The following is a 12,783-nucleotide window of genomic DNA, read 5'->3' as shown; positions in this document are numbered from 1 at the left end:
TTCATACGAGTGCACAGCGGGCGGGACGCATGTCTTGCCCGTTTTTAGTGAACGGTAACAACAGACAATCATTTACGACAGAGGTATGCGATGAGTGCAAAGGAACGGTTGGATGTACTGTTAGTGGAACAAGGGCATTTCGATTCCCGCGAGCGCGCCAAAGCGGCGGTGATGGCCGGGCTGGTTTCGGTCGACGGCGAGCGGGTGGACAAAGCCGGAACGAAGATCAAAGTCGAAGCGAAGATCACGGTCAAGGGCGAACTGCATCCCTACGTCTCGCGCGGCGGCTTGAAATTGGAAAAAGCGCTGGCGTACTTCGGCGTTTCGCTCGATGATCAAGTCGTCGTCGACATCGGCGCTTCCACCGGCGGATTTACCGACTGCGCGCTGCAAAACGGCGCGAAGCAAGTGTATGCCATCGACGTCGGCTACGGGCAGTTGGCGTGGAAAGTCCGCAACGACCCGCGCGTCCTCGTCATGGAGCGGACGAACTTCCGCCATCTGAAGCCGGAAGACCTCAAGGGAGAAACGCCGCAGGTGGCGGTGATGGACGTCTCGTTCATCTCGATTCGCTTGCTCCTGCCGGTGATTTCAAACATCTTGACCGAGGACGGGCGTTTGCTCACGTTGATCAAGCCGCAGTTTGAAGCCGGCCGCGACCGCGTCGGCAAAAACGGCATCGTCCGCGACCCGGACGTGCACCGCGACGTTCTCTTACATACGCTGGGCAGCGCTGTGGCGCAAGGGTTTCAGGTGCTCGACATCACCTTCTCGCCGATCACGGGCGGGGACGGGAACATCGAGTTTCTCGCGCACTTGACGAAGCAGGGCGAAGGGCTGAAACCGGAAGAGATGACCGCCAAAATCGACGCGGTGATCGCAGAAGCGCACGCTTCGTTGGAGCGATAAAAAGGGATTTTTATACACGGTATCGAATGCATGTTAAGCAAGAATTCCAATTTAGAGTGAAAGCCTGTCTACAGAACGGAGGGCATCCCTATGAAGAGAATCGGGTTGGCGGTAAACCCCACCAAACCGAATGCGATCCCGGTGACCAAGACGTTGGTGGAGCTCATCGAACGCCACGGGGCACACGCATTTGTCGATGAAGAATCGGCGGCGAAGATCGGGCGTCCGGAGCTGGGGATTTCCCAAGATCAATTCCCGACTTCTGTTGAAATCCTCTTCGTACTGGGCGGGGACGGCACGATCCTGGGATTTGCCCGCCAGTTCGCCAAGCCCGGATTGCCGATGCTCGGCATCAACTTGGGTCACCTCGGCTTCCTCTCCGAAGCCGAACCGGAGGACATGGAGAATGCCGTGCAGCGCGTCTTGGCGGGAGACTATTGTCTTGAGGAGCGTCTGATGCTGCAAGCGCAAGTGGTTCGCGGCGGACGAGTCGTGCATGAAGCGGTGGGATTGAACGACGTGGCGATCGCCAAGGGTTCGTTTGGCCGGATGGTGACGAACCGTGTGTATGTGGACGACATGTACGTCGACCAGTACACGGGCGACGGTCTGCTGCTGTCCACACCGACCGGCTCGACGGCGTATTCGCTGTCTTGCGGAGGTCCTGTCGTCTCGCCGCACATCGACGTGATCGTGCTCACGCCGATCTGCCCGCACACCTTGCATGCGCGGCCGATGGTCATCGCCGCCAACCAAGAGGTGCGCGTGGAAGTGGAAGCGACGCACGACGAGTTGGTGCTGTCTGTGGATGGACAACTTTTTTACGAATTGGAGAATCACGATGTGATCCATGTCCGGGAAGCCGGATACAAGACCACGTTGATCAAATGGCGCGACCGGGAATTTTTCGATGTACTACGCCGCAAATTGCACGTCGCGACGTGAGAAGAAAGGGTTCGATAGAGAATGAAAGGCCAACGCCTGTTGAAAATTCGTGAGATCATTACCGGCCAAGAGATCGAGACGCAAGAGGAACTGGTGGAGAAACTGCGCGCTGCCGGGTTTCAAGTGACGCAAGCCACCGTCTCGCGCGATATCAAGGAACTGCACCTCGTGAAGACGCCGACGCCAAACGGCACGTACAAGTACGCGTTGCCGGCAGAGCCGACGTACAACCCGGAGCAGAAGCTGCGCCGGATGTTGCTCGACTCGTTCGTGTCGATCGACCGTGCGGAGAATCTCGTCGTCATGAAGACGCTTCCGGGGAACGCCCACGCCGTCGGTGCGATCATCGACGCGCTGGATTGGAGCGAAGTGCTCGGCACGATTTGCGGTGATGACACGCTTTTGATCATCACCCGCTCCACGGAAATCGCCCCCAGCATCGTCAACCGGTTCCTTTCCTACGTCTAGGGGGTTTTTTCACCATGTTGATGGAATTGACCGTGCGCAATTTTGCGCTGATTGAAGAAGTCCACCTGTCCCTCGAATCAGGATTGAACATCTTGACGGGGGAAACAGGTGCCGGGAAATCCATTCTGCTGGACGCCATGAGCCTCATCTTGGGGGGCAGGGCCTCGTCCGACTCCGTTCGGCAAGGCGCTGCGAAAGCCACCATCGAGGCTCTTTTTGCCGTTCCGGCGTCGAAGGAGTTTCTCGAATTGTGCGAGGAGTACGGCATCGACCTCGACGAAGAGAACGAGAGCGTGCTGATCTCCCGCGAACTGTCCGCCGCCGGCAAAAACGTCTGCCGCGTCAACGGCCGCATGGTCACGGTGCAGATGCTCCGGCGTTTTGGGCAATACTTGATGAGCATGCACGGGCAGCACGAACACCAGACGTTGACCGACCCGCACGAACAACTCGCGCTGATCGACGCATTCGGCGGAGACAAACTGCTCGAGTTGCGGGCGGCGGTGGCGGAGAGTTTTCAGAAGTACCACGACGCGCGGCGGAAGTTGCGCGAGGCGCAAGTCGGCGAGCAAGAGCGCATCCAGCGCCTCGACATCGCGCAGTTTCAGCTGTCGGAAATCCAAGAAGCGAAGCTGCGACCGGGCGAAGACGCCGATCTCGAAGAAGAGCGCAAAAAGCTCGCGCACGCCGAGAAGCTGTTTGCCGCCGCGAACGCTTCCTATGAGCGGTTGTACACGGGAGCCGGGCGCAACACGTCGGCGCTCGATCAGTTGAACCAGACGATCGTCGACTTGGAAGGGGCGGCCCGCTACGACGAAAGCTTGGTCGCGACGCTTGAGTTGATCAAAACGGCGCTCGTCCACGTCGAAGAAGCGGCGCATAATCTGCGGGACTACCGCGACGAGGTGGAGTTCAATCCGGACAAATTATCCCAACTCGACGACCGACTGAATGTCTTGCGCCGACTGCGGAAAAAATATGGAGACACGGTCGAGGAGATCCTCGCCTACCGGGACAAGCTCGCCGCCGATCTCGAAGCGCTGGAAAACCACGAAGAGAACTTGGAACGGCTGTCCCGCGAGCTCGACCGGGCGGGGAAAGTCCTTGCCAAAAACGCCGTCGCTCTGTCCAAAGCGCGCCGGGGCGCGTCGGAGCGGCTCGCCAAAGCGGTGATGGGGGAACTGAGCGAGCTGATGATGCCGAACACGCAGTTTGCGATCAGCTTCACGCAGATTCAGGAAGAAGACGGATTGCCAATCGGCGAGCGCCGCGTTCATGTGAGCGAGGCGGGCATCGACCGGGTTGAGTTCCTTTTCTCCCCGAATGTGGGTGAATCTCTGCGTCCGCTCGCCAAGATTGCGTCCGGCGGCGAACTGTCGCGCACGATGCTTGCGCTGAAGACTCTGCTTGCCGACGCGGACGACGTCGGCACCTTGATCTTTGACGAAGTGGATACGGGGATCAGCGGACGCGCCGCGCAAGCCGTGGCGGAGAAGCTGTCGGTCGTCTCGGCGAAACGCCAAGTGATCTGCGTGACGCACTTGGCGCAAGTGTCTTCGATGGCGGACACGCACTACTTGATCGAGAAAAGCCTGGAGGACGGCCGTACGCGCACGCGCGTGTATCCGCTCGATGACGAGCAGCGCGTGCAAGAGGTGGCCCGCATGATCTCCGGCACGGAACTGACGCCCACCACGCTTCGCCACGCCTCGGAAATGTTGGAACGTGCCCGACAATTCAAGCGTTGACAGCGGGCCGGATGGCAGATGTTACGCAGGATATGACATCTGTCAGGGAGGCATAGTAGAACCATCACTTCAAAGAGGTGTTGACACGGGAAGAAAGGGGAGCGTGAGATGGTTGACTAGACACACTCGCAGGAAACTAACAGGTCTCTTGGTCGCAATCCTATTCGTTGCCATGTGTTGGTTTACACCCATTCATCAGCTCGCAAGCATTCCCCAGGAACTGCGCATCTTGCAAGGCGCGCACGCCGCGCTCGACCTCGGGATGAAGTCGTTTGCCACGGTGACCACGTCGCAACCGGACGTCATCTCCGTCTCCGGAGCCCCGAAGTCGGCGGTATCCCACCTCCATCAACCTCTACAGCTCGAATCCGGCAAGACGGGACAAGCGGACGTGCAAGTGAAATTGTTCGGTTTGATCCCGGTCAAGTCGGTCCATGTGAACGTGGTCCCGGACCTGAAAGTGATTCCCGGCGGCCAATCGATCGGCGTGAAATTGAAGTCTTCCGGCATCATGGTCGTCGGCTACAACTTGGTCAAAGCGGGCAAAGATTCGATCTCGCCCGCGGAGCAGGCGCAAGTCAAAGTCGGCGACATCATCACCGCGATTGACGGCAACACCGTCAAATCGGTGGAACAAGCCGCTGAGTTGATCAACAAAGCAGGCAAATCCGGCAAGGCGATGGAATTCACCATCAAGCGTCAGAAGGAACAAGTGAAGCTCAAAGTCAAGCCCCTCTACGACAAGGACAGCGACATCTACCGCATCGGCCTCTACATCCGCGATTCCGCAGCCGGTGTCGGCACCCTCACGTTCTATGCGCCGGATCAGCAAAAATTCGGTGCCCTCGGTCACATCATCACCGACGTGGACACCGGTCAACCGATCGGCGTCGGCGAAGGTCAGATCGTCCACAGCTCCGTCACTTCGATTGACAAAGGCGAAAGCGGTTCCCCAGGGGAGAAGCGCGGGATATTTATCGACGAAGACAAAGTTCTTGGGTCGATCACCCGCAACTCCGACTTTGGCGTCTTCGGAAACATGAGTTCGCTTCCCGACAACGCCAAAGTCACCAAAGCCATGCCGGTCGCGCTCGCCGAACAAGTGCATGAAGGAAAAGCGTCGATCCTCACCGTCGTGGACAGTCAGAAAGTCGAGGAGTTCGACATTCAGATCGTCAACGTGATGAAACAGAAATACCCGGCGACCAAATCGATGGTCATCAAAGTGACAGACAAGCGTCTGTTAGAGAAGACAGGCGGCATCATCCAGGGCATGTCCGGCTCGCCGATTTTGCAAGACGGCAAAGTCGTCGGCGCCGTGACCCACGTGTTCGTCAACGACCCCACGCAAGGGTACGGCGTGTTCTTGGAATGGATGCTTAACGAAGCGGGAATCGACACCAAAAGCAAGGTTAAATCATAAAGCGTACACCTATCCGACCTTTCGGGTAGGTGTTTTTTTGTTCACAAATATTTTACGGGGTTTTGAAGGGTTTCTTACGAATCCATCGTCTATAAGGTTGATATTTCCAAATTGCGGTGTTAACATGGGCTACAAATGAGAGAAAGTGGGGAAGAAACTGTGTCGTTATTTACTAAGTTTTCGTTGAAGAATCCGGTGGCGATCGTGATTTTGTGCATCTTGATCGTGATCGGCGCCGGATTCTCGGTCACGAAATTCCGGCAGGAACAATTGCCGGACGTGAATTTCCCGTCTGTCACCGTGCAGGCGGTCTACCCGGGCGCATCGCCCAACGACGTGTTAAACGAAGTGACCGTTCCGCTGGAAACCGTCCTGCGCAACGTTCCGGGGGTGAAGAACGTCACCTCGCAATCGCAAAACAACTTTGCGATGATCGCGCTTGAATTCAGCTTCAAAGACAACATGGACGAGATGAAGAAAAAAGTTGAGGACGCCATCGCCAACGTCAAGTTGCCGAGCGTTGTCGAGAACCCGAAAGTCTCGACGTTCGGCACCTCGAACCAAGCGATCCTCTACTCGGCGGTGCAGACCACCGGCAGCACTTCGCAGGAAGAGCTGAACGACATCGTCAAAAACCGCATCCTCCCGCAGTTAAAGTCGATTGACGGCGTCGCCGATGTCAAAGCGAGCGGCCTCGTCGACAACGGCGTGTACATCCAACTGAACACGGATAAACTACAAGAAAAGCACCTGTCGTTCAACATGATCCAGCAGGCGTTGCAAGCCAACAACTTGAGCATCCCGCTCGGGGAAGCGACGCTGAACCAAACCAAGGAGCCGGTCATCATCTCCGGCAAAGTCGATTCGGTCGACAACTTGAAAAACATCGTCCTCATGCCGGCACCGAACAAAGTCACGCTCGGGGACGTTGCCGATATCAAGCAAGGCAAGGATGTCAACATCATCTCCCGCACCAACGGCGCTCCGTCGATCGGCCTCGATGTCTACAAAGCATCGACCGCCAACACCGTCGCCGTTTCGGAAAAAGTTCTGGACGCGTACAAAGCGTTCGACGACGAAGGCAAAGTCAAAACGCTCGTCGAGTACGACCGTTCGTCCGACGTCAAGGAATCGGTGTTCTCGATGGCGCGCGAGGGCGGACTCGGGGCGCTGTTTGCTTCGATCTTGATCCTCTTGTTCCTGCGCAACTTCCGCGCGACGTTGATCGCGATCGTCTCCATTCCGCTCTCGATCATGATCTCGCTGATCACCTTGAAGTATTTCTCCAACGTCACGCTCAACATCATGACGCTCGGCGGGATGGCGGTGGCGACCGGGCGCGTCGTCGACGACTCCATCGTCGTCATCGAGAACATCGTCCGCCGGTTGCAGCAAGAGAAGATCTCCAAAGACCTGCTGCTTTCCGCCACCCGCGAAGTCGGGGGCGCGATCACGGCGTCGACGATCACGACCGTTGCCGTGTTTGCACCGCTTGGGCTGTTGCAAGGCATCTCCGGTGAGTTTTTTGCTCCGTTTGCGTTGACGGTCGCTTGCTCGCTGCTCGCGTCGCTGGTTGTGGCGCTGACCGTCGTTCCTCTGCTGGCGTGGGGCTTGATGCGCAAGCGCGTTCCGAAAGACCATGTCGGAGAATCCGGCATGTCCCGCACGTACAAGCGCGTGCTGAATTGGTCGTTGAACCACAAAGCGACCGTCTTGATCCTCTCCGTGCTGCTGTTCGTCGGCACTTTGCCGCTGACGCAGCTCGTCGGCGTCACGTTCTTGCCGGAGACGGAGAATAAATTCCTGTTTGCGTCGGTGGAGATGCCCAAAGGCACGGCGCTCTCCAGCGCAGACGAACTTTCCCGCAAGATCGACACCGAGTTCCGCAACAACCCGGCGGTGGAGACAACCCATGTGAGCGTCGGCCAAGCGAACGGGACCGCGGTGGAACCGAACTATGTGAACTGGTTCTTGAAGTTGAAGTCGGACACCGACACCAAGCAGTTCATGGAAGACATGAAAGCCAAGATCAAAGTCGACGCGGGCACCAAGTTTGAAATCATGGACGGCAACGGCGGAGGCGCAAGCGCCGGCATCGACATCACCGTCACGGGCGGCTCCGCAGCCGATCGGAAGAAAGCGACGGAAGACATCACCGCCGCTGTTAAGAAAATCGACGGCACGTCCAACGTCACCAACAACCTGCAAGAAGGCACCAAGGGCATCGAGCTGCAAGTCCGCGCCGAAGACGCGCTCAAAAACGGCATGACCGTCATCCAAGCGTCTTCGATGCTGCGACCGTACCTCACCGAGAGCCAAATCGGCAAAGTCGGCGACGGCAAATCGGCGGCCGACTTGTTCTTGACGCTCAAAGGCACCGACCTTACCACTCTCGACGCGATCGGCAAGATGACGCTCGACCTGCCGACCGGCAAGCAGATTCTCGTCAAGGACATCGCCGATGTGAACGAAGTCCAACTGCCGGGCAAGATTCAAAACAAAAACGGCGACGAGTACTCCTCCGTCACCGGCACGATCACGTCCCAAGACACCAATGGCGTCAACGTTGCGGTTGACGACGCGCTGAAAGCGATGACGCTTCCGAACGGTGTCAAATACTCGCTGGGCGGGGCGAGCGAAGACATCCAAAACATGATGTCCGACATGATGCTGGCGATGTCGGTGGCGCTGGGGATGGTCTACATCGTCATGGTCATCTCGTTTGGCGAAGGCCGTGCGCCGTTTGCGATTCTGTTCTCGCTGCCGTTCGCGTTGGTGGGCGGTTTGCTTGGCACGATCGTGATTCACGAACCGATCTCGATCTCGTCGCTGATCGGCTTCCTGATGCTGATCGGGATCGTCGTCACAAACGCGATCGTGCTCATCGACCGCGTTCAGCATCAGATCAAAAACGGCCTCACGATCCGCGAAGCACTGCTTGAATCCGGCGGCACGCGTCTGCGTCCGATCCTGATGACGGCGATTGCGACGATCTTTGCACTGTTGCCGCTGGCACTTGGCATCGGCAGCGGCTCGATCATCTCCCGCGGCTTGGGAGCGGTCGTCATCGGCGGTCTGGTCACGTCGACGCTCTTGACGCTCGTGGTCGTTCCGGTCATGTACGAACTGCTCAACTTCCGCAAAGCGCGTGCACAACGCCGCGATACGGTGGCGAAAGTAGCGCTTTAATTGAGAAAAGAGACGGTCTCCTTCGGGAGGGCCGTCTTTTTTTGAAAAAGTTTTCGACAAAAGGAGGGCGGAAAACTGGGTTTCGACAGGAATTGGAGGAAGTTAGGCAGTTTTTAGGTCGTTGGAGTGGGGAAATTTGTTGAAACTAGTCAAAATCTTTATCCTTCCAAAATGGAGGAATAAAATTGGCTTTGTCGAAATATCTTCCTGTCAGAAACCTTGAACGCACTTACCTAAGGGGGTTCCCATAAAGTGAAACAAATCAAAGTGATGATTGCGGATGATAACCGTGAATTTGCCGAGCTGCTGAAAGAGTTTGTCACCGAGCAACGCGACATGGAAGTGGTCGGTGTGGCGTACAACGGCAACGAAGTTCTGGAATTGCTGGAGCAACAGCAACCGGATGTCATCATCCTCGACATCATCATGCCGGTTTTGGACGGCATCGGGGTCTTGGAGAAGATTCAAGGGATGAACTTGTCCTTCGACCCGAAAGTCATCATGTTGACGGCATTTGGTCAAGAGAACATCACGAAGCGTGCTGTGGAGTTTGGCGCTGCGTACTACATCTTGAAGCCGTTTGACATGGACGTCCTCGCGAACCGCATCCGCCAAGTGGTGCGCGTGCCGGGCACCGGAGCACCGAAGCAGCAGACGATGATGACGCGCGGCAAGAACGTCGATGCGTCGATCACGAACATCATCCACGAGATTGGGGTGCCGGCGCACATCAAGGGGTATCACTACCTGCGGGAAGCGATCGGCATGGTGTATAAGGACGTGGAGATCCTCGGTTCGATCACGAAGATCCTCTACCCGAAGATCGCCGACAAGTACAACACCACCCCGTCCCGCGTGGAGCGCGCCATCCGCCATGCCATCGAAGTCGCCTGGGGCCGCGGCAACGTCGACTCGATCCGCGCGCTGTTCGGCAACACCGTGAACGTGGGCAAGAGCAAGCCGACCAATTCGGAGTTTATCGCGATGGTCGCGGATAAGCTGCGGATTGAGGCGAAGATTTCGTAGTCGGGCTTTATGCCTTGTGGGGCAAGGGTGTATGGATTATTTGGAATCATTCTAGTCATATCAAGAATACCAACTAACTTCCTGACTAGACCGATAAACTTCTTATAGACTGACCAACTAACGCTCCGATTCATCGGTTTTCACGAAACCATGATGAGGGGTGTTTTTTATGACCAATTTTGAGTTCCAGATTGACAATTTCATGCTGTACTGTTCGAGTAAGAACCTGTCCAAGAAGACGCTTGCCAGCTACGAGCAAGCGTTGAAGCTGTTTGCCTTCTACGCGCAGAAGGAGTTTGACATAGTGGAGGTGGAGCGCGTACAAACAGCCCATGTTCGTCATTACATCAAGTACCTTCGGGAGCGGGGCAAGTACACCGTCAGCGTGGCTCTGACGGTTTTGGCTTGGACGTACAGCGGAACAGTATCGTCAACTACTGCAATGCAATGGGGTACAAGCTGGAACGGGTAATTGCAGATGAGGGAATCTCTGGCAAGACATTGGAGCGTGCAGGTGTACAAGAGGTCATTCAGGTACTCACTAGTTGCGAATATGCTGGTGTGATCGTCTACAAGTTGGATAGGATAAGCCGAAATCTGAAAGACATCTTGATTCTTCATGATGACATCTCAGAGAAATGCGGGTCTTCGATCATTAGCGTGAAAGAACAATTCGACACCTCTACTGCGACAGGAAGATTGTTCTTCCATATGATCGGGGGGTTCGCTGAATTCGAACGCAATGTGATCAGCGAGCGATTGATGGGAGGGAGAATCGAAAAAGCCCAGAAGGGGAAGTTTGCTGGTGGTTCTGCTCCGTTTGGGTATGACTTGATTGCCGGTAAGTTGATCGTGAACGAAGAACAGGCAACCATCGTCAGAGAGGTCTTCCGCAGAAGAAACGAAGAGGAGCAGTCGTTGCAGAAGATCGCAGACTGGCTCAATGAGAGTGGCGTGAAGACAAAGCGTGGTGGCAAGTGGTCGAAGGTGCATGTCAAAGACATGATCGAACGGGAGGGCTTCTATAAGGGAATGTACAAGCACGGAGAAGTAATGACGAAGGGAGAACACGAAGCGATAATAGTAAGCTAAAGAAAGATGATTCTTATTTTGATTTGTAGTAAGATTATACTACATATGTTGGGGGGGTTATTGGTGATAAATCTGGAAGGTATTGCAAATAAGATTGAACCACTATTTGATAGGAATATCAGCAAAATAGAAAAGTTCGAGAACCTATATTTAATAAAAAGGAAAATAAGCACAATCACAATTGCTCCTTTGTTTATCATGCTTTGTATGTGGATGGCATATTCTCTATATAAAGCAATCGGGATTGGTATAACTACTAGTATCGTGCTTCTTACGTTGATTTTAATTAGTGTGATAATTAACATTTTATCGAGAAAAGGCAGGGATTATTGGTCGCGGGAAATAATTTATGTATTACTGTTTTTGATGGATATATTTTCGAATAGTCTATTTTTTTATAGTTGGGAGCAATTTTGGGAACTAAAAAATCTTCAAAATATCTTCGCCTTTGGAGTGATGATCCTTTTTGAGATTTTTAACACAGCACTTGTAGTTATGATGGTTAGTCAGGTAGTCGCGGATGTCTTGAAAAACAAATTTAGGGATATTAAAATGATGATGAAGTTGGTTGGTGGCGATGTAATTGATGTTGAACTAATATCAATTACTAAACGAGGTGACTACATAGTGAAGACAAGAAATAATCCTGAGTTTAGGGGATCGGAGATACTGATCAATAGAAATGAAGTGTTAATGATTATTTACAATGAATGAGTAAGCCACCAATAGAGGGGGCTTTTTCTTTTGGATAAAACTGAGATTTCATCGCATGGAAAAGGCAGGGGGCGGGGGTGGTTAAAGACTTTTAGGACAAGTCAAATCGGCAATAGCCCCTAGGCACACTATGTCCGTTCGGGTTATAGCTGGATGGGTCGATAGCAATGGAAAATCCTTCGATTAATGACTATAATAGAATGGATTCTATTGGTATTGAGTAGATGGCATGGGTTGAAGTTGACTGGGAGTGTGATAAAAGGTGACGGATCGAAGCAAAGATAACTATCGAAAAGGGAAAGAAGAAATGATTCAATATTTGGAAGATGTTAAATTTGCGGTTGAATCAATAATTGCTATTGTTTGGACCGAATATACTCAGATAGAACAATTAGAGCGAGAAATTCGAAAACTCGAAAGGATAATTCAATTTAATTTGAATCGAGTTCAAAACTTGGCACTCTCAGATGACGATGATGACTATTTACTAGCAATTCAAGGTCAGTGGGATAGTTATTTTGGAGAAGAAAAAGATCATTACTATAAAAATAGAGATGTAGAATCATTGAAGAAATCCTTCGATGCTAAAAAGTTCTCTATAAACTGCTTGTCTTCAACGTTGTTACAGATTGCGAAGCAAGGAATAACGACTACTTTTCCAGCTCCAAAAGCACAACAGTCATTCGAAAGATGTCCAAACGGAAGACTGGTAGGAACACAGCCGTTGAAAATAGTACTCAGACAGGCAAGAAATCAATCAATGCACTATGACGAAGACAATAGCATGACCCAGTGGCTAAATGATTGTTTCGATAAGCTAACACAGGAATTTGGTAAACAGTTTTCTGATTATCAAAAGACAAACAAAGCATTTGAAGTAATAAATTTGCTTAACTGGAGGTCTTTTGCGAACTTCAAAATGGATATGATGTCTTTTGTATCTGATAAAAATATTTGATATCAGGTTTTTATTTTCGGATGAAAGAGGATGTGGTAGAATTAGGGTAATTGAATGGAGCCAATAAACTTTCAGATCGGAAACCGATAAATGTCGGGCAATAGTATCAGTAGTAAAAAGTTACCAAATCCCAAAAACCCTTCTACACCAAGCCGCGGCAACGTCGACTCGATCCGCGCGCTGTTTGGCAACACGGTGAACGTGGGCAAGTCGAAGCCGACCAATTCGGAGTTTATCGCGATGGTCGCGGATAAGCTGCGGATTGAGGCGAAGATTTCGTAGTTGTTGGCTCGTCGAGGGTTTAGGCAGAT

Annotated in this window: 11 protein-coding genes and 1 pseudogene; all 12 read left to right on the top strand. The window is 53.2% G+C overall.

Translation table 11 applies throughout. The features are described from left to right. Window positions 1-90: 90 nt before the first annotated feature. On the top strand, window positions 91-909 hold the full coding sequence (locus tag EL26_RS10755; RefSeq protein WP_038088061.1) for a TlyA family RNA methyltransferase: 819 nt from the start codon (window positions 91-93) through the stop codon (window positions 907-909). A gap of 90 nt (window positions 910-999) precedes the next feature. After that, on the top strand, window positions 1,000-1,854 hold the full coding sequence (locus EL26_RS10750; protein WP_038088058.1) for an NAD(+)/NADH kinase: 855 nt from the start codon (window positions 1,000-1,002) through the stop codon (window positions 1,852-1,854). 21 nt (window positions 1,855-1,875) lie between these two features. Further along, window positions 1,876-2,322: a transcriptional regulator AhrC/ArgR gene (gene ahrC / locus EL26_RS10745; RefSeq protein WP_038088056.1), complete on the top strand. Its 447-nt coding sequence runs from the start codon at window positions 1,876-1,878 to the stop codon at window positions 2,320-2,322. Between the two features lie 14 nt (window positions 2,323-2,336). After that, complete coding sequence (gene recN, locus EL26_RS10740; protein ID WP_038088053.1) at window positions 2,337-4,070, top strand: DNA repair protein RecN; 1,734 nt, start codon at window positions 2,337-2,339, stop codon at window positions 4,068-4,070. A gap of 112 nt (window positions 4,071-4,182) precedes the next feature. Next, window positions 4,183-5,493 (top strand): SpoIVB peptidase, encoded by a 1,311-nt coding sequence (gene spoIVB / locus EL26_RS10735; protein WP_038088050.1) that lies wholly within the window; start codon window positions 4,183-4,185, stop codon window positions 5,491-5,493. Between the two features lie 159 nt (window positions 5,494-5,652). Then, the gene (locus EL26_RS10730) at window positions 5,653-8,682 is read left to right on the top strand and encodes an efflux RND transporter permease subunit (RefSeq protein WP_038088046.1); all 3,030 of its coding nucleotides are present in this window, start codon (window positions 5,653-5,655) and stop codon (window positions 8,680-8,682) included. 252 nt (window positions 8,683-8,934) lie between these two features. Continuing rightward, the gene (spo0A, locus tag EL26_RS10725; RefSeq protein ID WP_038088045.1) at window positions 8,935-9,708 is read left to right on the top strand and encodes a sporulation transcription factor Spo0A; all 774 of its coding nucleotides are present in this window, start codon (window positions 8,935-8,937) and stop codon (window positions 9,706-9,708) included. A gap of 169 nt (window positions 9,709-9,877) precedes the next feature. After that, the gene (locus EL26_RS10720) at window positions 9,878-10,180 is read left to right on the top strand and encodes a site-specific integrase (protein WP_052036247.1); all 303 of its coding nucleotides are present in this window, start codon (window positions 9,878-9,880) and stop codon (window positions 10,178-10,180) included. Continuing rightward, window positions 10,114-10,800 (top strand): recombinase family protein, encoded by a 687-nt coding sequence (locus tag EL26_RS10715; RefSeq protein ID WP_081857122.1) that lies wholly within the window; start codon window positions 10,114-10,116, stop codon window positions 10,798-10,800. Before EL26_RS10720 ends, EL26_RS10715 begins: the two co-directional genes overlap by 67 nt. A 63-nt stretch (window positions 10,801-10,863) precedes the next feature. Next, entirely contained in the window at window positions 10,864-11,514 is a 651-nt protein-coding gene (locus EL26_RS10710) for a hypothetical protein (RefSeq protein ID WP_152559239.1), read from the top strand. A gap of 262 nt (window positions 11,515-11,776) precedes the next feature. Beyond that, complete coding sequence (locus tag EL26_RS10705; RefSeq protein WP_038088040.1) at window positions 11,777-12,472, top strand: hypothetical protein; 696 nt, start codon at window positions 11,777-11,779, stop codon at window positions 12,470-12,472. Window positions 12,473-12,622: 150 nt separating this feature from the next. Beyond that, window positions 12,623-12,754 (top strand): annotated as a pseudogene (locus EL26_RS24565) (sporulation initiation factor Spo0A C-terminal domain-containing protein); the annotation flags it as partial. Window positions 12,755-12,783 lie beyond the last annotated feature (29 nt).

It is taken from the genome of Tumebacillus flagellatus (assembly GCF_000714935.1).
Classification (GTDB): domain Bacteria; phylum Bacillota; class Bacilli; order Tumebacillales; family Tumebacillaceae; genus Tumebacillus; species Tumebacillus flagellatus.
This window is presented reverse-complemented; position numbering and strand designations above follow the sequence as displayed.